20 protein-coding genes, 2 tRNA genes and 1 pseudogene are annotated in these 22207 nt (G+C 61.6%); 8 read left to right on the forward strand and 15 right to left on the reverse strand.

What is annotated here, in order from left to right:
- The first annotated feature begins 1 nt into the window (after position 1).
- On the forward strand, positions 2–469 hold the full coding sequence (gene recX, locus J4D28_RS14205) for a recombination regulator RecX (RefSeq protein WP_016702020.1): 468 nt from the start codon (positions 2–4) through the stop codon (positions 467–469).
- Positions 470–514: 45 nt separating this feature from the next.
- Here recX and J4D28_RS14210 read toward each other — a convergent pair whose 3' ends face one another.
- Positions 515–1630: a TIGR00730 family Rossman fold protein gene (locus J4D28_RS14210; protein WP_016702021.1), complete on the reverse strand. Its 1116-nt coding sequence runs from the start codon at positions 1628–1630 to the stop codon at positions 515–517.
- Positions 1631–2113: 483 nt separating this feature from the next.
- Here J4D28_RS14210 and J4D28_RS14215 point away from each other — a divergent pair, with 483 nt between their 5' ends.
- Positions 2114–2308, forward strand: a complete 195-nt coding sequence (locus J4D28_RS14215) for a hypothetical protein (RefSeq protein ID WP_103331123.1) — start codon at positions 2114–2116, stop codon at positions 2306–2308.
- A 1-nt stretch (position 2309) separates the two neighbouring features.
- Here J4D28_RS14215 and J4D28_RS14220 read toward each other — a convergent pair whose 3' ends face one another.
- Complete coding sequence (locus J4D28_RS14220) at positions 2310–2732, reverse strand: PA3611 family quorum-sensing-regulated virulence factor (protein WP_007923938.1); 423 nt, start codon at positions 2730–2732, stop codon at positions 2310–2312.
- A 189-nt stretch (positions 2733–2921) separates the two neighbouring features.
- Here J4D28_RS14220 and J4D28_RS14225 point away from each other — a divergent pair, with 189 nt between their 5' ends.
- From J4D28_RS14225 to J4D28_RS14235, 3 genes are all read left to right on the forward strand, one after another.
- Entirely contained in the window at positions 2922–3632 is a 711-nt protein-coding gene (locus tag J4D28_RS14225; RefSeq protein ID WP_103331124.1) for a tRNA-uridine aminocarboxypropyltransferase, read from the forward strand.
- A gap of 334 nt (positions 3633–3966) precedes the next feature.
- A complete protein-coding gene (gene erdR / locus J4D28_RS14230) occupies positions 3967–4617 on the forward strand; it encodes a response regulator transcription factor ErdR (RefSeq protein ID WP_009047330.1) in 651 nt (216 codons plus the stop codon).
- Positions 4618–4693: 76 nt separating this feature from the next.
- Entirely contained in the window at positions 4694–5056 is a 363-nt protein-coding gene (locus J4D28_RS14235; protein ID WP_009047331.1) for a diacylglycerol kinase, read from the forward strand.
- On the opposite strand, the gene J4D28_RS14240 is transcribed toward J4D28_RS14235, so the two are convergent.
- Positions 5053–5979 (reverse strand): LysR family transcriptional regulator, encoded by a 927-nt coding sequence (locus tag J4D28_RS14240; protein ID WP_009047332.1) that lies wholly within the window; start codon positions 5977–5979, stop codon positions 5053–5055. The two genes, J4D28_RS14235 and J4D28_RS14240, sit on opposite strands and share 4 nt — an antisense overlap.
- A 133-nt stretch (positions 5980–6112) precedes the next feature.
- Between J4D28_RS14240 and fpr the strand changes: the two genes are divergently transcribed.
- A complete protein-coding gene (fpr, locus tag J4D28_RS14245; RefSeq protein WP_009047333.1) occupies positions 6113–6892 on the forward strand; it encodes a ferredoxin-NADP reductase in 780 nt (259 codons plus the stop codon).
- A gap of 72 nt (positions 6893–6964) precedes the next feature.
- Here the strand turns inward: fpr and tsaA are convergent, their stop codons facing one another.
- The 6 genes from tsaA to rimO form a co-directional block, all read right to left on the reverse strand.
- Positions 6965–7660, reverse strand: a complete 696-nt coding sequence (gene tsaA, locus J4D28_RS14250; protein WP_028681824.1) for a tRNA (N6-threonylcarbamoyladenosine(37)-N6)-methyltransferase TrmO — start codon at positions 7658–7660, stop codon at positions 6965–6967.
- Between the two features lie 86 nt (positions 7661–7746).
- Positions 7747–8517 carry an SDR family oxidoreductase gene (locus J4D28_RS14255; RefSeq protein WP_103331125.1) on the reverse strand — a complete coding sequence of 257 codons (771 nt, stop codon included), beginning with the start codon at positions 8515–8517 and terminating at the stop codon, positions 7747–7749.
- Positions 8518–8650: 133 nt separating this feature from the next.
- The gene (locus tag J4D28_RS14260) at positions 8651–9112 is read right to left on the reverse strand and encodes a DUF1456 family protein (protein ID WP_009047336.1); all 462 of its coding nucleotides are present in this window, start codon (positions 9110–9112) and stop codon (positions 8651–8653) included.
- Between the two features lie 66 nt (positions 9113–9178).
- Positions 9179–9889 (reverse strand): rRNA pseudouridine synthase, encoded by a 711-nt coding sequence (locus tag J4D28_RS14265; protein ID WP_016702025.1) that lies wholly within the window; start codon positions 9887–9889, stop codon positions 9179–9181.
- Between the two features lie 82 nt (positions 9890–9971).
- Complete coding sequence (locus tag J4D28_RS14270) at positions 9972–10445, reverse strand: GNAT family N-acetyltransferase (RefSeq protein WP_009047338.1); 474 nt, start codon at positions 10443–10445, stop codon at positions 9972–9974.
- Positions 10446–10551: 106 nt separating this feature from the next.
- Positions 10552–11889 (reverse strand): 30S ribosomal protein S12 methylthiotransferase RimO, encoded by a 1338-nt coding sequence (gene rimO, locus J4D28_RS14275; protein ID WP_016702026.1) that lies wholly within the window; start codon positions 11887–11889, stop codon positions 10552–10554.
- Positions 11890–12280: 391 nt separating this feature from the next.
- Here rimO and J4D28_RS14280 point away from each other — a divergent pair, with 391 nt between their 5' ends.
- Positions 12281–14122: a potassium transporter Kup gene (locus J4D28_RS14280; RefSeq protein ID WP_371920935.1), complete on the forward strand. Its 1842-nt coding sequence runs from the start codon at positions 12281–12283 to the stop codon at positions 14120–14122.
- Positions 14123–14321: 199 nt separating this feature from the next.
- Here the strand turns inward: J4D28_RS14280 and J4D28_RS14285 are convergent.
- The 5 genes and pseudogenes from J4D28_RS14285 to J4D28_RS14305 form a co-directional block, all read right to left on the reverse strand.
- A pseudogene (locus J4D28_RS14285) lies at positions 14322–14597 on the reverse strand (DUF3077 domain-containing protein).
- Positions 14598–15094: 497 nt separating this feature from the next.
- On the reverse strand, positions 15095–16390 hold the full coding sequence (locus J4D28_RS14290; protein WP_009047342.1) for a virulence factor family protein: 1296 nt from the start codon (positions 16388–16390) through the stop codon (positions 15095–15097).
- Positions 16390–19038, reverse strand: coding sequence for a bifunctional lysylphosphatidylglycerol flippase/synthetase MprF (mprF, locus tag J4D28_RS14295; protein WP_009047343.1), 2649 nt, complete (start codon positions 19036–19038; stop codon positions 16390–16392). The genes J4D28_RS14290 and mprF overlap by 1 nt, the downstream gene beginning before the upstream one ends.
- A gap of 279 nt (positions 19039–19317) precedes the next feature.
- Positions 19318–19394: transfer RNA gene (locus J4D28_RS14300), tRNA-Met, on the reverse strand.
- A 206-nt stretch (positions 19395–19600) separates the two neighbouring features.
- A tRNA-Met gene (locus J4D28_RS14305) sits at positions 19601–19677 on the reverse strand.
- Positions 19678–19976: 299 nt separating this feature from the next.
- Between J4D28_RS14305 and dinB the strand changes: the two genes are divergently transcribed.
- Positions 19977–21041, forward strand: a complete 1065-nt coding sequence (dinB, locus tag J4D28_RS14310; protein ID WP_009047344.1) for a DNA polymerase IV — start codon at positions 19977–19979, stop codon at positions 21039–21041.
- Between the two features lie 200 nt (positions 21042–21241).
- Here dinB and J4D28_RS14315 read toward each other — a convergent pair whose 3' ends face one another.
- The gene (locus tag J4D28_RS14315) at positions 21242–22195 is read right to left on the reverse strand and encodes a hypothetical protein (protein ID WP_103331126.1); all 954 of its coding nucleotides are present in this window, start codon (positions 22193–22195) and stop codon (positions 21242–21244) included.
- Between the last annotated feature and the right edge of the window lie 12 nt (positions 22196–22207).

Raw genomic sequence — 22207 nt, forward strand, 5'->3', positions numbered from 1 at the left:
GATGACCGCCGTACTCGATACCCTCGTCGCGGTGCGGCGAACCGCAATGGACCTGCTCGCGCGACGCGAGCACGGTCGAGTCGAGCTGACGCGTAAACTGCGTCAGCGCGGCGCCTCTCCCGAGATGATCGAAACAGCCCTCGACCGTTTGACGGAAGAGGGGCTGTTATCCGAATCCCGCTACCTCGAAAGTTTCGTTTCCTATCGTGCCCGTTCCGGCTACGGCCCCATGCGTATTCGCGAAGAACTCAGCCAGCGCGGTTTGCAGCGTGCCGATATCGAACTCGCCCTGCGTGAGAGCGGTATTGACTGGCAGGCGCAACTGGAAGAGGTCTGGCAGCGCAAGTTTGCCGGGCATTTCCCGATAGATGCCAAGGAGCGTGCCAAACAAGGCCGCTTTCTGGGCTATCGGGGATATTCGATGGACATGATCGGCCGCTTGTTGAGCGGCCGAAGGGTGGACGACTGACCTGTAGGGCCCGCGAATTGAATGCGCAGGCCGCTGCATTTGCGCTCAAGTGACCTTGATCGGTTCTCTGCTGCGTTGTGACGTCCTGGCCTGATTTACCGCCCAGTTTTCCGGCAGGTTGATGAAGTCGATCAGCTCGCGCAAGCGACCATTGTCGCGGGCGTTGAAGGTGAACGACAGGCGTGCCAGATGGCTGAACTCCGGTTCGTTGTGTTCTTCCACGTTGTAAGCATGTTGATGGAAGCGATCGCTCAGGCACAGGTCGGCGAAAGCCGTCTGCATCTGCTCGAGCGCCGGTTCGCTGAGCTTGTGATTCATGCGAATGACAAACTGATGTTTCAGCCAGCGACTGGAGTGGAAGTTGCTGTAGAACTGGTTGATTTCCTCCACCGCCTCCTCGGTGTTATGCGCCAGGCGCATCAGCTTCATGTCGGTTGGCAGGATGTAGCGGTTGTTCTCGAGCTGGTTGTGGATAAAGTCCAGCGCCCCTTGCCAGAAGGTTCCTCCCGGGACATCCAGCAGCACTACCGGTACCAGCGGGCTCTTGCCGGTCTGGATCAGGGTCAGTACTTCCAGCGCCTCATCGAGCGTGCCAAAGCCACCCGGGCATAACACCAGGGCATCGGCTTCCTTGACGAAGAACAGCTTGCGGGTAAAGAAGAAGTGGAAGGACAGCAGGTTCTCTGTACCGTCCACCGTCGGGTTCGCATGCTGCTCGAAGGGCAGGGTGATATTGAACCCCAGGCTATGATCGCGACCGGCACCTTCGTGGGCCGCGGCCATGATGCCGCCACCGGCACCGGTGATGACCATCAGGTCGGAGCGGGCCAGGGCCGCGCCGAGCTCTCGCGCCAGGCCATACAGCGGGTGTTCGATCGGCGTGCGCGCGGAGCCGAATACCGTCACCTTGCGTCGTCCCTTGAACTGTTCCAGTACGCGGAAAGCATGTTCCAGTTCGCGCAGGGCCTGCAGGGTGATTTTCGCGTTCCAGCGGTTGAGGTCGTCCTGGGCCATGCGCAGGACGGTGAGAATCATGTCGCGATAAAGAGGGATGTTGGGGCTGTTGGGGGCGATCAGGTTGAGTTGTTCTTCGACCTTGCTAAGATCGATACCGTTGCTCTGAAAATGACGACTGAGGAGGTCATTCGGTTCGTAAGGCATTCAACTTCTCCTTCTGCACAGAACCTTTGACACGAACGAAGCATTCGTTGGCATCCCGACACTGCATGTGTCGCTGTCAGCCCGGCTTTGGCGGCTGATTCGCCAGGGTGGAAAAACCCTGTCGTGGCCAGCGGGCCATCCATACAGGTTCTGCTATTCCTTGATTTAGAAAGCATGTGCACTGCAAGACGCGCTTGGGCAGCCTCCGGATCTACCCAGGAAAATTCAGCATGAACACTTTGAAATCTAGACCTTCATGATGATTCGCGCTGACTTGATCATGGCCCTTGAAAGTCGGGGCTGGCAATCACTTATTGCCGCAGGCGCGCAGTGTTTTCACCGCTTGTCTGAACGAGTACCAACCAGTGGGGGCTCTGATTTACTAAGTTACAGCGCCAGCAAGACAGCTTGGCGTCAAAGGGCAGGATGCACGGGACGGGGTTGTCGCGCAGGTAATGGCGAGTGGGGGCACGGAGGCTGGTCATGCACAAAGTCGTGCTGGATATAGATGCGCAGCTGTATCAACTGCTGAAGTCAGCGGCAGACGCCAATCATCTGACTCTTGAAGAGGAATGCCGACTCCGGCTTGAAGGTGGGGAGCGCCGTTCGAGCTACTTGCAGGCCCTGTTGGCGGAGCTGCGGGCCGATGATCAACAGCGGCGCGCAGCAGGGCACTGAATTACTTTTTCTTCTTCGCCGGGGCCGGGCAGTCCGACTCCTGGAAGCGCGCCGAAGCGACCGGGCGGTTGGTGCGGTTTTCGGTGAATTCGTAGCGCATGATTGCGCCCTTGGCCATCAGCTTGCGGTAGTTCGGGTCACGACAAACGCTGGCGCCCAGTTGCAGGTAGACCGCCTTGGGGTTGGCGCGCATTTTTTCAGCGTGTTCGGCCTGGACGCTGAGGTGGTTGATCAGTTCCTTGCCTTCGACGGTATAACCCTGGTCGAGGATGTTCTCGTTGACTTCCCGAGGCGTGCCGACGTTACTTTCCTCGGCGGTTTTCTGCAGGGTCTTGTTCAGTTCGAAGTCTTGCAGCGATGCAGCCTGAGCACTGAACGGCAAGGCCAGCAGAAGGGCGGCGGTGGGAACGATAAAGCGCAACATGAAACTCTCCTGGTTCAGTGACTGATGCTTCGACCAGTCACGCGACTGTGCGTTCAGTGGCGGCGAATTATAGGGGAGCGAGGGTAGGCGGTACAGGTTTGAGCAGAGAGCTCTGATAAACTTGTGCGAATTTTCAGCTTTCCGAGTTCCTTTCGTGTCGATTCCTTCTTTCTGTCAGGGCGGCTTCTAATGAGTCACGCCGTTTCCCGCCTGCGTGCCCAACGTCTTGCGCGTGCGGTCAGGCCTTTTACTGCCCGTGGTTCCCGGGCGGAACGCTGTGCGGGCTGTCGGGTGATTCCCAGCCACTGCATGTGCGCCTGGCGCCCCAAGGTTTCCGCGCAGTCGGCGATGTGCCTGATCATGCATGACGTCGAACCCATGAAGCCGAGCAATACCGGCTGGCTGATCGCCGATGTCATAGAAGACACCATGGCGTTCCCCTGGTCACGGACGGAAGTCGACCCACAATTGCTGGCCTTGCTGGCCGATCCCCAGTGGCAGCCTTATGTGGTGTTCCCCGGAGAGTTCGTCGCGCCACAGCGGGTGGTGAGCGAAGTCCGCCTGGAGGCGGGCAAGCGCCCGCTGTTTATCCTGCTGGATGCGACCTGGAGCGAAGCGCGCAAGATGTTTCGCAAGAGCCCCTATCTAGAGCACTTGCCGGTATTGAGCCTGGAGCCGGAACAGTTGTCGCGCTACAAGCTGCGGCGCTCCAAGCGCGATGACCATTTCTGCACCGCGGAGGTTGCGGCGCTGTGCCTGGAACTGGCCGCCGACCGGCAGGCCGGCGAAGTGCTGGATGCTTACCTGGATGTGTTCAGCACCCATTACTTGTCGGCCAAGTTCCAGCTTGAGATCGACCCTGATGACGAGACGCACACGCGCCTCAAGCTTTTTCTGTAAAGCCTGAGGCAGGGGTTGGAGTTTTTTCGGCCAGAGTTGTGCCACCAGTATCGCGCTCAGCATCGAGGCACAGTCGCGCAGGGCGCGGGCTTTGCGTGATGGCACTCTTATTAGTTAGCAAGCTAAGATGCTGCACGGCCCGAAGCTTGACCACCCCGGCTTCGCTGGGCATGCTTGGCGCCGATTAGGGCGCGACCGATCCTTGAAACGCCGCATTTTCGGGCTCTTGGCGTTGATCGTGCTCTTTGGGTGCAGCATTCTGGCTGACACCTGTGTTGCCTTGGCGAGGACCGAATGCATCGGTTCTCCCATAAAAAACAGGATCATTTGAAAAATGGCCACATACGAAATCCTGATTGCCGATGACCACCCCCTCTTTCGTAGCGCACTGCACCAAGCGGTGACCCTGGGCCTCGGCCCGGATGTCCGTCTGGTGGAAGTGGCGAGCATTGCCGAACTGGAAGCCCGCCTGACCGAAAAGGCTGATTGGGACCTGGTGCTGCTGGACCTGAACATGCCTGGTGCTTACGGTTTTTCCGGTCTGGTGCTGTTGCGCGGTCAGTACCCGCAGATTCCGGTGGTGATGGTGTCGGCACAGGAAGAAGCATCCGTGATGGTGCGTTCACGTGAATTTGGCGCCAGTGGTTTTATTCCCAAGTCCAGTTCTCTCGAAGTCATTCAACAGGCCGTGCGCAGTGTGCTCGACGGCGATGTCTGGTGGCCGCCGCAGGCCTTCGAACAGGTCAGCGTCTCCGCTGAGGCCAAGGCGGCCAGCGAAGGCCTGGCGAGCCTGACGCCACAACAGTTCCGCGTGCTGACCATGGTCTGCGAAGGTTTGCTGAACAAGCAGATCGCTTATGAACTGAGCGTTTCGGAAGCGACCATCAAGGCCCACGTGACGGCGATCTTCCGTAAGCTGGGGGTGCGTACCCGCACTCAGGCGGCACTGCTCCTGCAACAACTTGAGTCAATTTCCAGCCAGTAACCGGCTATTTCTTCACGCTTTTTTGACTTTGGTTGAACTAGCTTTCCCATTCCTTATTGTTCTAGTTGCCTAATTTATGTCGCCTTTCAAAGGTCAAACCGGTCTTAAACGCATCCTCAATGCCTCGGGATACTCCCTCGATGGCCTGCGGGCCGCCTTCACCGGCGAAGCTGCGTTTCGTCAGTTGGTGCTGCTCAACGCGATTCTGATCCCCGTGTCTTTCCTGCTGAATGTCAGCCGGGTCGAGCGGGCGTTGCTGATCGCGGTCTGCCTGTTGGCATTGATTGTCGAATTGCTCAATTCGGCGGTCGAGGCGGCGATCGACCGCATCTCCCTGGATCGCCATCCACTGTCGAAAAATGCCAAGGACATGGGCAGCGCCGCGCAACTCGTGGCCTTGAGCATGATCACTGTGGTCTGGGCCGTGATCCTGATCTAGGGAATGCTCGGCAGCACGATCTCGTCGCTGCGCTGCACTCCGGCGGTAAAGGAGCGGCAGAGCTCGAGGAACTCGCGCATCGCCGAGGTCTGGTACTTCTGTTTGTGCCAGATGAAGTAGAACTGCCGGGCCAGGTCCAGGTCCGGCGTCTCTACCGGGACCAGGCTGCCGCGGCGAAAGGCGTCGCGCAGCGCCAGTCTGGAAATGCAGCCAATCCCCAACCCTGACTCCACTGCGCGCTTGATTGCTTCGGTGTGTTCCAGTTCGAGCCGGATATTCAGCGCGCTGCGGTGATGACGCATGGCCTGGTCGAAGGTCAGGCGCGTGCCCGAGCCCTGTTCGCGCAGAATCCAGGCCTCGTGGGTCAGCTCCTCCATGCTCGCATGGCCGCGTTTGGCCAAGGGGTGTTGTGGCGCGCAGAACACCACCAGCTCATCCTCGACCCAGGTTTGCACTTCGATGTCCGGGTGGCTGCAGTCGCCCTCGATTAGACCCAGATCAATTTCGTAGTGGGCGACCTGTTGCACGATATGCGCAGTGTTCTGCACATGGAGTTTGACCTGGCTCTCGGGGTGGACTTGCATGAAGCTGCCGATCAACAGGGTCGCCAGGTAGTTGCCGATGGTCAGGGTCGCGCCCACCGACAACGAGCCGAAGCCGGATTTGCCGTTGAGCAGGTCTTCGATTTCCTTGGCCTGGTCCAGCAACGCCACCGCCTGGGGCAGCAGCTGTTTGCCCAGGGCGTTGAGGCTCAGGCGTTTGCCGGCGCGATCGAACAACTGGCAACTGGATTGCCGTTCGAGCTCGGTGATCGAAGTGCTCGCCGCGGATTGGGAAAGGGCCAGCAGGCCGGCAGCACGAGAAACGCTCTCTTGCTGGGCGACGGCGACGAATACTTGCAGTTGACGGAGAGTGAATCGCATATCGATATAACCGATAACCCTTATCTTAATAATCCAGTTAACAGATATTGTCGCCGCCATTAGAATGCTGTGCAATTGCGCTCGGCTCGCCTGTCAGAGCGTGCGCTGACAACTTTCCAGGAGTCCCCCGTACATGAGCAACATGAACCACGAGCGTGTCCTCAGTGTTCACCACTGGAACGACACTCTGTTCAGCTTCAAGTGCACCCGCGATCCGGGCCTGCGCTTCGAGAACGGTCAGTTCGTGATGATCGGCCTGCAACAACCCAACGGCCGCCCGCTTATGCGCGCTTACTCGATTGCCAGCCCGAACTGGGAAGAGCATCTCGAGTTCTTCAGCATCAAGGTTCCCGATGGTCCGCTGACTTCCCAGCTGCAGCATTTGAAGGAAGGCGACGAGATCATCATCAGCAAGAAGCCTACCGGTACCCTGGTACTGGACGACTTGAAGCCTGGCAAACACCTGTACCTGCTCAGCACCGGCACCGGCCTGGCGCCGTTCATGAGCGTCATCCAGGATCCGGAAACCTACGAGCGTTTCGAGAAAGTGATCCTGTGCCACGGCGTGCGTTACGTCAACGAAGTCGCCTACCGCGAGTTCATCACCGAGCACCTGCCACAGAACGAGTTCTTCGGCGAAGCGCTGCGTGAAAAACTGATCTACTACCCGACCGTGACCCGCGAGCCGTTCGAGAACGAAGGCCGCCTGACCGACCTGATGCGCAGCGGCAAGCTGTTCAGCGACATCGGTCTGCCGCCGATCAACCCGCAGGACGACCGCGCCATGCTGTGTGGCAGCCCGAGCATGCTCGAGGAGACCAGCGAAGTGCTCAACAGCTTCGGCCTGACCGTTTCGCCACGCATGCGCGAGCCGGGTGACTACCTGATCGAGCGCGCCTTCGTCGAGAAGTAAGCGACTCGCAGCACAGAAAAAGCCCGCGTTGCCTGAGAAGGCAGCGCGGGCTTTTTCGTTTCCGGCCGGCTGTCAGCGCGCTGGAACCACTTCCAGGACCTGGATCAGGCCCGGCTGCGGATAGTGCCAGCGCACGTCCAGGTCCCAGAATTGCGCGCCGTATTCACGCTCTGGAGTGGGTGTCTGGTAGGCCGGGCGCGGGTCCTGGGCCAGGCATTGTTCGATCAGCTCCACCAGCGGCTCCTGCAGGCGTTGAGCGTGCGTATGGGCCTGTTGCAGGGCATTGTCGCTCCATTGCACCGGGATCAGCTCCGGTGCCGCGCTGGCGATGCTATTGCTCGCGCTGTCGATGATGTCGGCATAGGGCACGTAGGGCTTGATATCGAGAATCGGCGTGCCGTCCAGCAGGTCGATGCCGGAGATCCACAGGCGATTGGCCTCGACTTTGTCCAGCTTGACCACCGACTGGCCGATGCCGTTGGGGCGGTGAGTGGCGCGGGTGGCGAATACGCCCATGGACTTGTTGCCGCCCAGGCGCGGCGGGCGGACCTTGAGCCGCGGTTTGTCTTCCAGCGCCTGGTGAAACAGGAACAGCAGCCAGATGTGGCTGACCTGTTCCAGGCCCTGCACCGCGTCGCCCTGGTCGAAGGGCGCCACCAGCTCCAGCACGCCACGGGCCGCCGGGGCCAGTTGCGGCTGGCGCGGGATGGCGAACTTTTCCTTGAAGCAGGAGCGTACGAAGCCGATGGGGGAAACGCTGTAGGTCATGGTCTGGGGTCGAGACGGGGTAGGGGCCGCCATGATAACCCGCGTTGACCTGTAGCCGCTGCCGCAGGCTGCGGCTACAGGTGGAGTCAGAGGCTGAACCCACCATCCAGCGGAATGATATTCCCGGTCATATAGGCCCCGGCGGTACTCGCCAGGCTGATGGCCAGGGCAGCCATTTCCTCCTCGCGGCCCCAGCGTTTCATCGGGATCAGCGCCGTATCCTCGGCCAGGGCCTGCTCGTCGTTGCCGATATGCTGGGTCATCTTGCTCGGAAAGCGCCCGGGGGCGATCACGTTGACGTTGATGTGCTGGCTGACCAGTTCGCGGGCGAGGATCCGCGACAGCTGGTGCAGCGCCGCCTTGCTCGGGCCATAGGCGTACGCCTGTTCGCCAAAGGAGGAGATCCCGGCCACCGAGCCGATATTGATGATGCGCGCCGGATTGGCCGTGGAGCCCGCCTTGCGCAATAGCGGCAGGAATTGCTGGATGCAGCTGAACACCGAGGTCACGTTCAATTGCATGACCTTTTCCCAGCCCTTGACCGGGTAGCTTTCCAGCGGCGCCCCCCAGGTGGTGCCGGCGTTGTTCACCAGGATATCCAGTTGATCGACCTGGGCTTCGAGGCGGGAGACGAGTTGCTGGATGCCTTCTTCGCTCGCCAGGTTGGCGGACAGGGCGTGGCAGCTGCCCAGGGCCCCGAGCTCCGTCGCGGTCTGCTGGCAGGCCTCGGCATCGCGGGCGCAGACATAGACAGTGGCGCCGGCCTCGACAAAAGCCTTGGCGATCATCTTGCCGATGCCGCGGGTGCCGCCGGTCACCAGGGCGGTACGGCCTTGCAGGGAAAAGTAGGGATGCATGGCGAATCCTGAGGGTTGAGGGGCAGTGCATACCCTAGTCGTCAGTCGCGGTGAGCGGAGCCATTATTGTGCGGAGGAATGAAGGGTCATGCATGGCGGTGGCCGAGGGTGGCCACCGCGGATCGAGGGGCAATCAGCCGCGAATGCGCAGGGTCAGGCCCTTGAGGAAGTTGCGCAGCAACTGGTCGCCGCACGGGCGGTAGTTGGTGTGGCCGAACTTGCGGAACAGCGCGCTCAGCTCGGGCTTGGACACCGGGAAATCGGCGGCCTTGAGGATGGCGTGCATGTCGTCTTCCTTCAGCTCGAAAGCGACCCGCAGCTTCTTCAGGATGATGTTGTTGGTCACCGGCAGTTCGATCGGCAGCGGCGGACGGCTTTCGTCCTTGCCACGCTTGAAGATCACCAGGCCGTCGAGGAAGTGCGCCATGACCTCGTCCGGGCAATGCACGAAACCTTCTTCCTCGTCCTTTTTCAGGTAGCCGACGATGTCGTTCAGGCTCACTTCAAAGCCGGTGAGCTTGATGATCTCGACGACCTTCTTGTCGCTGATGTCGAGCATGTAGCGCACGCTGCGCAGTACATCGTTATGAATCATGTCTACAGTCCTGGTCTGTTCACGTTGAGCGCCGCAGGCAAGCGCGGCGTCTGAATGGGTGTCGGCCTAGAATTTCTCTTTGGCGGACAGGTAGCGCCATTGCCCGACCGGCACCTTGCCGATGGAAACCCCACCGATACGGATGCGGCGAATGGCGACGACCTTCAGGCCTACCGCTTCGCAGAGCAGGGCGATCACGCCCGGTTGCGGGTTCTTCATGGCGAAGCGCAGGCGGTTTTCGTTCTGCCAGCTGGCCTTGACCGGCGGCAGTTCCCGGCCCTTGTAAGTCAGGCCGTGGTTCAGGCGGTTGAGGCCGTGGGCGACCATCTCGCCTTCCACCTCGACCACGTATTCCTGCTCGATCTTGGCCGCATCGGCGGTCAGCTTGCGCAGGATCTTCCAGTCCTGGGTGAACACCAGCAGGCCGCTGGCGTTGGCTTGCAGGTCGGCGCTGGCGGTCAGGCGCAGGAAGTGGCCCTTGAGCGGCCGTTTGCCGAAGCGGTGTTCCTCGGACAGGCTGGCGGCGCCCAGCGACTGCATGGCGCTGTCGACGTCCTGGCCGGCCGGCACGTTCAGCAGCAGGGTCACCGGCTCCGGTGCGGTGGCCTTGGCCTGCGGGTCGAGCTCGACTTTCTGGGTGTCGACCTTGAACTGCGGCTCGTCGATGACCTCGCCATCCACGGTGACCCAGCCGCCCTCGATGAACAGCTCAGCCTCCCGGCGGGAGCAGCCGACGAGTTCGATGAGGCGTTTGGAGAGACGAATCGGGTCAGTCATGACAGGGGCCGTAACAAAAGGGGGCAGGCATTGTACCTGCCCGGCGCCGGTTAATCGCGGGTCCATTTGCCCGCTGTGGCTTTTAGCCGCGCAGTGCCTGCTGCTGGGGCTGTTTCAGACGCATGTGCAGCAGCGGGTAGGGCTGGCCCATGCCGTCGTGCTCGGAGCGGCCGATGATCTCGAAGCCCTGCTTGAAGTAGAAGCCCAGGGCTTGCGGGTTCTGCTCGTTGACGTCCAGCTCGTCGGCGTTCAGGTGTTCGATGGCGTACCTGAGCAATTGCTTGCCCAGGCCCTGGCCGCGATGGTCGGGATCGATGAAGAGCATTTCGATCTTGCCGGCGGCGACCCCGGCGAAGCCGGTGATGTGCTGGCGCTGGTCCCGGGTGCAGATCAGCATCACCGCATCCAGATAGCGGTTCAGCACCAGGTTTCTCAGCAGTTCGATGTAGCTGTCCGGCAGGAAGTCGTGGGTGGCGCGCACCGAGGCTTCCCAGACCCGGGTCAGTTCCGGGTAGTCGCTGTGTTTCGGGGTATGGATGACCGAATGATGGCGCATGCCGCCTGCTCCTGTGTGGTGACGCATCCGTGGTCCTGAGCAAACGATAGACGTAAAAAAGCCCCGCATCTCGCGAAGAGAGCGGGGCTGTGCGGTTTTTTACGCCTTACAGGACTTCGGCCCAGAGGTCGTATTCGTCGGCGTCGGTCACCCGGCACCAGACCTTGTCGCCTGGCTTGAGGTCGCCGGCACCGTCGATGAACACGTTGCCGTCGATTTCCGGGGCGTCGAAGAAGCAGCGGCCCACGGCGCCCTGTTCGTCGACTTCATCGATCAGCACTTCGATTTCCTTGCCGATGCGCTGTTGCAGGCGCGCCGAGCTGATTTCCTGCTGGTGCGCCATGAAGCGCTCCCAACGGTCCTGCTTGACCTCGTCCGGGACCACTTCCAGGTCCAGGTCGTTGGCCGGCGCACCTTCCACCGGCGAGTACTGGAAGCAGCCGACGCGGTCGAGCTGGGCTTCGGTCAGCCAGTCGAGCAGGTACTGGAAGTCTTCTTCGGTTTCGCCGGGGAAGCCGACGATGAAGGTCGAGCGGATGATCAGCTCGGGGCAGATCTGGCGCCAGTTCTTGATCCGGGCCAGGGTCTTGTCTTCGAAGGCCGGGCGTTTCATGGCCTTGAGCACTTTCGGGCTGGCGTGCTGGAACGGGATGTCCAGGTACGGCAGGATCTTGCCGGCGGCCATCAGCGGGATCAGCTCGTCGACGTGCGGGTACGGGTAGACGTAGTGCAGACGGACCCAGACGCCCAGGGTGCTGAGTGCTTCGCACAGCTCGGTCATGCGGGTTTTCACCGGCGCGCCGTTCCAGAAGCCGGTGCGGTACTTGACGTCGACGCCGTAGGCGCTGGTGTCCTGGGAGATCACCAGCAGTTCCTTGACTCCGGATTTGACCAGGCGCTGGGCCTCGTCCAGCACATCGCCGACCGGGCGGCTGACCAGCTTGCCGCGCATCGACGGGATGATGCAGAAGCTGCAGCTGTGGTTGCAGCCTTCGGAAATCTTCAGGTACGCATAGTGACGCGGGGTCAGCTTGATGCCTTGTGGCGGTACCAGGTCGATCAGCGGGTTGTGGTCCTGTTTCGGCGGCACCACTTCGTGCACCGCGCTGACCACTTGCTCGTACTGCTGCGGACCGGTCACGGCCAGCACGCTCGGGTGCACGTCGCGGATATTGCCTTCTTCCACGCCCATGCAGCCGGTGACGATGACCTTGCCGTTTTCCTTGATGGCTTCGCCGATCACTTCCAGGGATTCGGCCTTGGCCGAGTCGATGAAACCGCAGGTGTTGACCACCACGACGTCGGCGTCCTGGTAGGTGGACACCACGTCATAACCTTCCATACGCAGTTGCGTGAGGATGCGCTCGGAATCGACCAGCGCTTTCGGGCAACCCAGGGAAACGAAGCCGACCTTGGGGTTGGCTGGCGCGGTAGGGGTGGACATGTCTAACCTCGGTATAGGTGTCGGGTCGCTCGGCGATCTGGATAAAACCGCTGGCGACGAACGGGCGCTAGGGGCGCCTCTGATCAAAAAGTGCGCAATTCTAGCGACGGCTGGCGCACTTGACCAGCTTTATGCAGGGAAATACGACGAGTGCTGCGTTATGCTTCGCGCCGTTGCGCCCGGGTGAATTCTTATAGTCAACAGAACGTCTGTAACTGTAAGTAAAAGGGTGCATGCTGCATGGGCATTCACGAGAGTCTTGCAAGCTTAGCGTTGTCTTGAATGTCATGCCTTTTATAAGAAGCCCCGATCTGGGTAGTAGGAGTGGTGGATGGGTCAGGCAAGTAGTCAGGCGGTAGGCAGCGAGCATTCCAGGGCCAGGCCCCTGGGGATGCTGGTGGCGGCGGTCGGGGTGGTTTATGGCGACATCGGGACCAGCCCGCTTTATACCTTGAAGGAGGTATTCGCGGGGCATTACGGGGTTCCGGTCAACCACGACGGTGTGTTCGGCATTCTTGCATTGATCTTCTGGTCGCTGATCTGGGTGGTCTCGATCAAATACGTGTTGTTCATCCTGCGGGCCGACAACCAGGGCGAGGGCGGCATCATGGCCTTGACCGCCCTGGCCCGGCGGGCGTCGACGCCCTATCCGAGGCTGCGGGTGGTTCTGGTCATCCTGGGCCTGATCGGCGCGGCCTTGTTCTACGGCGACAGCATGATCACCCCGGCGATTTCCGTATTGTCGGCGGTAGAGGGGCTGGAGATTGCCTTCGACGGGCTCGAGCACTGGGTCGTGCCGATGGCGCTGATCGTGCTGGTGGCGCTGTTTCTGATCCAGAAGCACGGTACCGATCGCATCGGCAAGCTGTTCGGACCGGTGATGGTCCTGTGGTTCGTGACCCTGGGTGGGCTGGGGGTCTACGGCATCGCCCAGCATCCGGAAGTGCTGCAGGCGCTGAACCCGGTCTGGGGTGTGCGGTTCTTCATCGTGCATCCGGGCATGGGCGTGGCCATTCTGGGCGCCGTGGTGCTGGCATTGACCGGTGCCGAAGCGCTGTACGCCGACATGGGCCACTTCGGTCGCAAGCCGATCGCCCGCGCCTGGTTCGCCCTGGTGCTGCCGGCGCTGGTGCTCAACTATTTCGGCCAGGGCGCCTTGCTCCTGGAGAACCCGGAAGCGGCGCGTAACCCGTTCTATCTGCTGGCACCGAGCTGGGCCCTGATCCCGCTGGTGGTGCTGGCCACACTGGCCACGGTGATTGCCTCCCAGGCGGTGATCTCCGGTGCGTTCTCCCTGACCCGCCAGGCGATCCAGCTGGGTTATATCCCGCGCATGTACATCCAGCACACTTCCAGCGCGGAGCAGGGGCAGATCTACATTGGCGCGGTGAACTGGGCGCTGATGGTCGGTGTGATCCTCCTGGTGCTGGGCTTCGAGTCTTCCGGCGCACTGGCTTCGGCCTACGGCGTGGCGGTGACCGGGACCATGCTGATCACCAGCATCCTGGTGTCGGCGGTGATGCTGTTGCTATGGAAGTGGTCGCCGGTGCTGACGGTGCCGATCCTGGTGGGCTTCCTGCTGGTGGACGGGCTGTTCTTCGCCGCCAACGTGCCGAAAATCTTCCAGGGCGGTGCTTTCCCGGTAGTGGCGGGGATTGTGCTGTTCGCCCTGATGACCACCTGGAAGCGCGGCAAGGAACTGTTGATGGAGCGCCTTGGTGAGGGCGCGTTGCCGCTGCCGATCTTTATCAACAGCATCCGTGTGCAGCCGCCGCATCGGGTCCAGGGCACCGCGGTGTTCCTCACTGCACGCTCCGACGCCGTGCCCCATGCGCTGTTGCACAACCTGCTGCATAACCAGGTGCTGCACGAGCAAGTGGTGTTGCTGACCGTGGTCTATGAAGACATCCCACGGGTGCCGACGCAACGGCGCTTCGAGGTGGATTCCTATGGCGAAGGCTTCTTCCGGGTGATCCTGCACTTCGGTTTCACCGACGAGCCGGACGTGCCTGAAGCGCTGAAGCTGTGCCACCTGGACGAGCTGGACTTCAGCCCGATGCGCACCACCTACTTCCTCAGCCGCGAGACGGTCATCACCTCCAAGATCGTCGGCATGGCGCGCTGGCGCGAGACGCTGTTCGCCTTCATGCTCAAGAACGCCAATGGCAACCTGCGCTTCTTCAAGCTGCCGGTGAACCGGGTGATCGAGCTGGGTACGCAGATCGAGATGTAAGCTGGCGCGACAGCAGAAGCCCCCGTCACCTCAGTGGTGACGGGGGCTTTTTTGTGGCCCTTGCAGGAGCGAGTTTGCTCGCGAAGATGGCCAACGATAATGCGTAGGCATTGAAGAAATGCGCTGTGTTTGAGTTTTTCGCGAGCGAGCTCGCTCCTACAGAAGAACTGCGGTCAGGCCTGATCTTTGGGCGAGCTGGTCATAATCTCAACACCTTCACCACGTCATCAATCACGGCCTTGCCCATGGCCGTCAGGTAATGCGCAGCCCAGGCGTGGCGGTCGGTGTCTTTGGTGTAGGCGACGTCCTCGGCAAAGGCCTTGGCCAGGAACAGCAGGTCGGAGGCTTGGGCCAGGGCGTCGCCAATGGGGACGCCGGCGCTGACGTGGAGCAGCGGGCGTTCTGATCAGTAGAGGAAAGGGGTTAAGCCGACTGTTGTCAGGTTTGAAGATTGGGGCGGATTTGCATTGTTCATGGACCAACTCCTGAATTTGAGGAGCTGCCACGTTCGTTTCCAAGCGAATGGGTGGTAGCTGTACGCAGGTTGGAAAACCGGGAATCCAGGAAACCGGCAGACCCGAAGGTCTCCCACGCACAGCCGCCATAACTGATGGATTGCAGGCGCTAAATTCGCCTGCAATCACTATGGGGTGCTAGTTGCCCAGACTCTTCGGGTTTCCAAGCCCGATCGCTGAATAGTCAGCGACGTCTGGAGCCTATCCCGTCGAAGCGAAGGCCAACAAGGCAGCAAAGTGCTCTAGCGCATCCCCTTACGCAATGTTCGGAGTTTGCCTACAACCTCCGCGGGAGTCATCCGGCATTGCGATGTTTCACCTTCGTTTGGCACCTTGAGGCGTTCCGGCAGCGTGCTGGCGGGGAGGTTCCAACGGGTCGGCCTTGCGTTTTCAGCAGGCGAAAAAAAGCCCCTGCAACCATCAGGCTGCAGGGGCTTTTGATACAACGGCAATCAGATCACTCGTCGGCGACCTTGTCCTTGCTCTGGCGTTTCTCGATGACGTTGACCAGGCGCTGGGCCAGGGCCGGGTAGTTCTCGTCGAAGTGGTGGCCGCCCGGCAGCTTCATGGCTTCGCCGACGGCGGTCTTGTCGGTGCAACCGCTTTCGTCGACTTCTTCTTCGCCATAGATGCACACCACCTTGGCCGCTGGCAGCTTGGCCATTTCCGGGCCGGTGGCGGCTTCCTTGCCGGCGTTGCCCAGCCAGCCTTCGACTTCGATCTCGAAGCTGCCGGTGCGGGCGAAGGCCAGCAGGATAATGGCGTCGACCCGCTGCTGCTCGGCTTCCGGCAGGCGGTTGTAGATGGCCGGCAAGACATCGGCGCCGAACGAATAGCCGGTCAGCACGAAGCGCTTGGTGCCCCATTTCTGCCGGTAGTGCTGCATCAGTTCGGTCAGGTCGGTGGCGCTCTGTTCCGGGGTCTTGTGCTGCCAGTAGTAGCGCAGGGTGTCGATGCCGACCACCGGGTAGCCGATCTTGGCCATCTCGCCGGCCACGTCGCGGTCCAGGTCGCGCCAGCCGCCGTCGCCGGAGAGGAACAGGGTCACGGTGTCCTTGGCCTGGCCGGCCGGTACTTCGACCACCGGGATGTTCAGGCCGCCGTTGTCCGAGCCCACCAGCAGCTTGCGCAACTCGTTGTTCAGCACCTGGGGCAGGTGAATGTCGTAGTCGCTGATGCTGGTGGTGGCATTGGGGGTGTCACGCACGAAGCCGGCGCTTTCGTCATCCGGGTTGTCGTTCCAGGCCACCAGCCAGTGGCCGTGGGCCAGGGTCTTGGGCAGTGGGTCGGTGCAACCTGGAGCCGGGTTAATGGTGAAGCCCACCGACACGGCCTGGGCCTTGTCATCGTTCTGGGTGGCGATCCAGCGCCAGGCCAGGGCGGCGCCAGGGCCGATGCCGCTGACCAGGGTCGCCGGGCCCTTGAGTTGGCCAAGGGCGTTCTGCAGGGCTTGTTCCTGCAGCTTGCAATCGTCCTTGGGCAGGATCACCTGGACGATCTGCGCCGCGCCGCCGCGGCTCAGGGCCAGGAGTTGGGTATCGGTCAGGGCTTCGTCGGCGAGGACGGCCACAGCGACCCGGGCCTTGGCCTGGGCGGCCGGGGTGACGCGGGTCAGGGTCGAGCCATCGGTCTGGGCCAGGTGTTCCAGGGTCGGTTGTGGCGCTGGACGATTCCAGTACCAGTAGCCGCCTCCCGCTATCAGGGCAAACACCACCAGAGTGGCTAATACATACCGCCAGGAGCGTTGAATCATCAGCGTTTCACCAATCCAGTCAGGCCGCCCGCAATCAGGGCGGCGGTATCGGCCAGTGCCACCAGCGGATCCAGTCCGGCGGGCACGGCCATGTAACGAGGTTCCCAGTCAGGCTGGAATTTGTCTTTGAAACGGCGCAACCCTTGGAAGTTGTACAGCTGCTCACCCCGACGGAAAACCATCGATCCAAGGCGCTGGGTCAGTGGCGCGCCACGCCGGGGTTGCAGGCCCGACAACGGCACCATGCCCAGACTGAAGCGGGCATACCCATGGTTTTTATAATGCTGGATCAGGCCGACCATCATGAATTCCATGGTCAGCTTGGGAGCCTCCGGATGGGCGCGCATCAGGTCGAGGCTGGCCAGGTCATGGCTGTAGGTCTCGAGCAGGTTGGCGAAGGCCACCGGACGTCCTTCAAAACGAATGATCGCGATACGGAAATGCTTGAGGTAGTCCTCGCTGAAACGTCCGAGGGAGAAGCCTTTCTCGCGGACATTCTTGCCGGTCAGCCAGGCATCGGAAATGACTTTCAGTTCGTCCATCGGCGCGTGCCCGGCCTCATGGATTTCCAGCGACAGGCCGTCCCGGGTGCCACGGTTCCAGGTGTAGCGCAGGTCCTTCATCTCCTTGCCCTTGGCTTCGAGGTCAAAGCGATTCAGGTCGACCCGGGCCTCTTCGCCAAGCTTGATCGCGGTCAGGCCGATGTCCATGTAGTACGGCAGGTTTTCCGCGCGCACCTGGTAGAACACCGGACGCGCATGGTGGACGTCGCACAGGTCGCGGAACTGCCAGATCATCTCGGCCCGTTGCTGGGTCGGGCCAATCGGGTCGTACAGCGCCACCAGGCTGCGGCCGCGCCGGGCATACATGAGGAAGGCATCGTCGTTGGGGTGGAACAGCAGGGCCTTGTCGCCGGTCAGGGACAGGCCGCCATCGGGCTGGGACGAGGCCATGAGGATCTTCGCCGCGCGGTCCAGTTCCTCGCCATTGGGCAGGTGAATCACCGGGCGCGCGGTGCGCAGCAGCCAGGTCAGGGACACCACCACCAGCAGTACCGCGGCCCCCAGCAGCGAACGCAGGCCCCGCGGGGCATCGGCGTCGAGGGTGAACTGCCACCACAGCTGATGGCTGTAGGGCACGTCCTGGTAGGCGAACAGCAGCAGCCAGATCGACGCGCCCAGCACACAGACGCTGGCCACCAGGTACAGCGGCGAGAACGGCAGTTCGGTGAGGCGGCTCGGCCGGTAGAAGGAGCGCCGGAAGATCGCCAGCAGGCTGGCGGTCAGGGTCATCAGGCTGGCTTCTTCCCAGTCGAAGCCCTTGAGCAGCGAGAGCACCGCGCCGACCAGCAGCAGGATGGTGGTGAGGATCCAGGCCGCGGACAGGCGCCGGCGCAGGCCCTGGGCCAGCAGCAGGCAAAGCACTCCGACCAGGCTGGCGCCGAAGTGCGAGGCATCCACCAGGCGGTGCGGGATCAGAAAACCGATGTGTTGCAGGCGGGTGTCGATTTCCGGAGTCACGCCGGAAAACAGCAGCACCACGCCGGACAGGAACACCAGTACCGCGAGGATCGGCGCCGCCAGGCCCGAGGCCGCCCGCAGCGATTGACGGGTCTGGAACAGGCGCTGGGCTTCATTGATCAGCAGCAGGACGCAGGCCACCAGCATCGGCAGGATCACGTAGATCAACCGGTACAGCAGCAGGGCGGCGGCCAGTGGCGCCGCGCCGAGCTTGTCGGCGAAGGCGGCCAGCAGAATCGCTTCGAACACCCCGACGCCGCCGGGTACATGGCTGAGCACGCCGGCCGCCAGGGCCAGCAGGTAGACCAGCAGGAAGGCGCCGAAGGGCGGTGCTTCGGGCAGCAGCAGATACAGCACGGTGGCTGCGGCGGCGACGTCGAGGGCGGTGATCAGCAGTTGCAGGAGCGTCAGGCGGCGTCCTGGCAGGCGCAGGGTGCGGCGCCCGGCCTTGACCAGCAGGTTGTCCGGCAATGGCTGTTCGGGCAGGCGGCGCCGGTAGATACCGATGACCAGGATCGCGCAGAGCAGCAATACGGCGCCGGCAATGCTGGCCAGCAGGCCTTCGGAGAGGCGCAGGGCGGCGGACGCGGCGGGCAGGTTGCTCAGGGTCGCCAGGGCCGCGAGCGGTGGCAGGGCGCAACCCAGGGACAGGCTGGCGAACAGCGTCATATGGGCGACGTCGCCAGCGCCCACGCCATGCCGGGCATAGAGTCGGTAGCGCACCGAGCCACCGGAGAGCAGCGACAGGCCGATGGCGTTGCCGATGGCAAAGGCGGTGAAGCCCCCCAGGGCCAGGGTGCGCGGCGGCAGGTTCACCCCGGCGTAGCGGCTGGCGGACCATTCGTAGCCGAGCAGGATGACGAAGCCGACCACGGTCGCGGCCAGTGCGCCGAGCAGGGCCGGTTTAGGCACGTCGAGGATCGAGTCATGCAGGGCATACAGATCCAGCTCGCTGAGCAGGTGGCGACAGGCAATCAGGGCTATGCCGAACAGCAGCAGGGTCACGACCATGCCGATCGGCTGGCGATATTTGCTCAACAGTTCCAGCCAGCGCAAGCGGGTGGCCGCAACCGGTTGGTTCGTTGTAACGGTATCGGTGTCTTGTGAGTCAGACGAGTTGGCGCGCATCAATCACCTCGTGGATTGTGCGCGACAGGATGGGGGTATCCAGCCAAGTTACCAATCCCTGCAGAAAAAATAGTTTCAAATATTAACGCGTCTCACCATGGCCCTGCGAGCCCGGACGGCCAGCGTTTTCAAGCGGCAGCCTGGCAATGAGCATAGCGGGTTGGAAAGAGTGGGGGAGGTGACTGACGGTTCACGGGAGATTGCCAGGTCATTGTTGCGAAAAGATTTTTCCGACAGATACAAAAAAGGCCACTCTTTCGAGTAGCCTTTTTTGATGTTTGGTTGCGGGAGCCGGATTTGAACCGACGACCTTCGGGTTATGAGCCCGACGAGCTACCAGGCTGCTCCATCCCGCGTCTGTGTGGCGGCATTCTACAGACGAATGCTGGAGTGTCAACCGTTAATGATCCATTGAGTCAAATAAGTGTTGAATGACTCGCAAGGCGGGTTAAGTCCCGGTGGTGCAAAGGGTTTTGTTTTTTGCGCGACATCGCGCAAGGCATGGCGATAAAAGCGGCGCGCACAAAAAAGGCCACTCTTTCGAGTAGCCTTTTTTGATGTTTGGTTGCGGGAGCCGGATTTGAACCGACGACCTTCGGGTTATGAGCCCGACGAGCTACCAGACTGCTCCATCCCGCGTCTGTGTGGCGGCATTCTACAGAGGATCGCCGGTCTGTCAACCGATCAGGCGAAAAAAACTGTTCTCGTTCAATCGCTTAGCTTGAAAAAGCAGCCTTTGAATCAGCCTCGGGGGCATGCTGCACAAGGCTTTCAGCTCTATTGAAGGGCTCTGGCCGATTGAGGAAATAAATTCATCTTCCGATTTTTCTGGCGCCGGGCAGGAGAAATCAAACTACTGGTGCTATATACAGTTCTCGGTGAGATACTGTCGCCCTGTTTCGTGATCGACCTCTTGCTTCCATGAACTCTGCCTTTATATGACGCAGCGCAAAATCATCCACATCGACTGCGATTGCTTCTACGCCGCCATCGAAATGCGCGACGACCCGCAATTGGCCGGCAGGCCGATGGCGGTGGGCGGCTCGGCGGAGCGACGCGGGGTGATCGCCACCTGCAACTATGAAGCCCGTGCCTTTGGGGTGCGTTCGGCCATGTCCTCGCGGCATGCGCTGACGCTGTGCCCCGACCTGCTGATCGTCAAGCCGCGCATGGAGGCCTACCGGGAGGCGTCGAAAGAGATTCATACGATCTTTCGCGACTACACCGACCTCATCGAGCCTTTATCCCTGGATGAGGCCTACCTGGACGTCTCCGACAGCCCCAACTTTGCCGGCAGCGCCACCCGTATCGCCCAGGACATTCGCCGCCGGGTCTCCAATCAGCTGCATATCACGGTGTCGGCCGGGGTGGCGCCGAACAAATTCCTGGCCAAGATCGCCAGCGACTGGAAAAAACCCAACGGCCTGTTCGTGATCACCCCGGACCAGGTCGAGGACTTTGTTTCGGCCTTGCCGGTGAACAAGCTGCATGGCGTGGGCAAGGTCACCGCCGACAAGTTGGGACGCCTGGGCATCGTCAACTGCGAGACGTTGCGCGAATGGAGCAAGCTGGCGCTGGTGCGCGAGTTCGGCAGTTTTGGCGAGCGCCTGTGGAACCTGGCCCGGGGCATCGATGAGCGGCCGGTGCAGAACGACAGCCGTCGGCAGTCCATCAGTGTGGAAAACACCTACGACGTCGATCTGCCCGATCTGCAGAGCTGCCTGGATAAACTCCCGGAGCTGATGCAGACCCTGGCCGGGCGGATCGAACGAATCGACAGCAGCTACCGTCCGGGCAAGCCGTTCGTCAAAGTGAAGTTTCACGATTTTACCCAGACCACGCTCGAACAGGCAGGGGCAGGGCGGGACCTGGAGAGTTATCGGCAGCTTTTGACCCAGGCGTTCAAGCGCGGGGACAGGCCGGTGCGGCTATTGGGGATTGGTGTGCGTTTGCAGGATTTGCGTGGCGGGCATGAGCAGCTGGAGTTGTTCAGCCTTTCCTGAAAGCCCAAACACCCTGTAGCCGCTGCCGAACCCCGAGGCTGCGATCGAGGTGGGCGGCATTCCGACGCAGTCCTCGCAGAGCCTGAGCGCGCGGTTTACCAGGAAGAACAGGTTGCCCGGTTTACGGCCGTTGGCCGATCGCAGCCTCGGGGCTCGGCAGCGGCTACAGGTGTGGTGTGCCAGCCTGTAGCCGTTCCAAGTCAATGGGCGCCAGGATCGGCGACCAGGCGGCCGGCGTTCTTGGTCAGCGACTTGAGAAACTCGCTTTGCAGCTCCGGATCGTTGCGGGTCAGCTCGATCAGGCTCTGCTCCAGTTCGCTGGCTTCCTCTTCCAGACCCAGTTCGGAGAGACGCTTGACCCGGTGCACCCACTGGCTCACTTCGTCATCCTCGAGGTCGTCGAAGATCAGGTTGTGCGCTTCCAGCAGCTTGCCGCGCAGGGTGTTGCTGATGGCCAGCGACGAGTCGGAATGCACGTCGTCCTGGGCATCCGCGACGCTGATCTGCAACTTGCCGATGTGGTTCAGGTCCTGCTCGGAAAACGGGCTGTCCAACAGGTTCAGGCGCAGTATGCCGTTGCGGTCGGTGCTCAGCTCATGGGTTTCCTTGCCGGCCTTGACCTGCACCGGGCGTTCGCTCCAGGGCAGGCTCGAATACTCCACGCGCTTGTCGCGCTGGACTTCATCGATCCCCGCCAGGTTCTGTTGCGCCCGGCCGTGGGACTGCACGTTCATGAACGGGTTGAGCCCGGCCACGCCGTAGCTGATCCAGTCCTTGGTGACGCTGTCCGGCAGGTTGCCCAGGGCAAACACATTGACCACGTTGGCGCCGATACCGGCGACCACGGCTACCGCGCCCAGCGGGATCTCGTAGATCTCCCGCCAGGGTTGATAGGGCGTGTAGCGATCGTAGCGACGCGTGACTTCGAACTCGGTGACTTCGAAGGTCTTCTGCTCGTGGATGCGTACCCGGCGTTGCGGCAGCTCAAGCACCTTAGGCTCACCGACATCGATCTGCAGGCTGTGATCGAGCAATTTGCGCTCGACACGTTCCTCGTGCTCGCTGCGTTGCGACATCTGGTTGGCACAGCCGCTGAGCAACAGGGCGCCGCACAAGGCGGCGCCACCGAGGTTTAAGGTGTTTCGCTTGAACATGACTTCTCTATC

It is taken from the genome of Pseudomonas sp. GW531-T4, assembly GCF_017349615.1.
In the GTDB taxonomy this organism is placed as follows: Bacteria; Pseudomonadota; Gammaproteobacteria; order Pseudomonadales; family Pseudomonadaceae; genus Aquipseudomonas; species Aquipseudomonas chlororaphis_I.

Bases quoted from the DNA above. Each gene is read 5' to 3' on its own strand.
- recX (WP_016702020.1), top strand. From the start codon at position 2: ATGACCGCCGTACTCGATACCCTCGTCGCGGTGCGGCGAACCGCAATG.
- J4D28_RS14210 (WP_016702021.1), bottom strand. From the start codon at position 1,630: ATGCCTTACGAACCGAATGACCTCCTCAGTCGTCATTTTCAGAGCAAC.
- J4D28_RS14215 (WP_103331123.1), top strand. From the start codon at position 2,114: ATGCACAAAGTCGTGCTGGATATAGATGCGCAGCTGTATCAACTGCTG.
- J4D28_RS14220 (WP_007923938.1), bottom strand. From the start codon at position 2,732: ATGTTGCGCTTTATCGTTCCCACCGCCGCCCTTCTGCTGGCCTTGCCG.
- J4D28_RS14225 (WP_103331124.1), top strand. From the start codon at position 2,922: ATGAGTCACGCCGTTTCCCGCCTGCGTGCCCAACGTCTTGCGCGTGCG.
- erdR (WP_009047330.1), top strand. From the start codon at position 3,967: ATGGCCACATACGAAATCCTGATTGCCGATGACCACCCCCTCTTTCGT.
- J4D28_RS14235 (WP_009047331.1), top strand. From the start codon at position 4,694: ATGTCGCCTTTCAAAGGTCAAACCGGTCTTAAACGCATCCTCAATGCC.
- J4D28_RS14240 (WP_009047332.1), bottom strand. From the start codon at position 5,979: ATGCGATTCACTCTCCGTCAACTGCAAGTATTCGTCGCCGTCGCCCAG.
- fpr (WP_009047333.1), top strand. From the start codon at position 6,113: ATGAGCAACATGAACCACGAGCGTGTCCTCAGTGTTCACCACTGGAAC.
- tsaA (WP_028681824.1), bottom strand. From the start codon at position 7,660: ATGACCTACAGCGTTTCCCCCATCGGCTTCGTACGCTCCTGCTTCAAG.
- J4D28_RS14255 (WP_103331125.1), bottom strand. From the start codon at position 8,517: ATGCATCCCTACTTTTCCCTGCAAGGCCGTACCGCCCTGGTGACCGGC.
- J4D28_RS14260 (WP_009047336.1), bottom strand. From the start codon at position 9,112: ATGATTCATAACGATGTACTGCGCAGCGTGCGCTACATGCTCGACATC.
- J4D28_RS14265 (WP_016702025.1), bottom strand. From the start codon at position 9,889: ATGACTGACCCGATTCGTCTCTCCAAACGCCTCATCGAACTCGTCGGC.
- J4D28_RS14270 (WP_009047338.1), bottom strand. From the start codon at position 10,445: ATGCGCCATCATTCGGTCATCCATACCCCGAAACACAGCGACTACCCG.
- rimO (WP_016702026.1), bottom strand. From the start codon at position 11,889: ATGTCCACCCCTACCGCGCCAGCCAACCCCAAGGTCGGCTTCGTTTCC.
- J4D28_RS14280 (WP_371920935.1), top strand. From the start codon at position 12,281: ATGCTGGTGGCGGCGGTCGGGGTGGTTTATGGCGACATCGGGACCAGC.
- J4D28_RS14290 (WP_009047342.1), bottom strand. From the start codon at position 16,390: ATGATTCAACGCTCCTGGCGGTATGTATTAGCCACTCTGGTGGTGTTT.
- mprF (WP_009047343.1), bottom strand. From the start codon at position 19,038: ATGCGCGCCAACTCGTCTGACTCACAAGACACCGATACCGTTACAACG.
- dinB (WP_009047344.1), top strand. From the start codon at position 19,977: ATGACGCAGCGCAAAATCATCCACATCGACTGCGATTGCTTCTACGCC.
- J4D28_RS14315 (WP_103331126.1), bottom strand. From the start codon at position 22,195: ATGTTCAAGCGAAACACCTTAAACCTCGGTGGCGCCGCCTTGTGCGGC.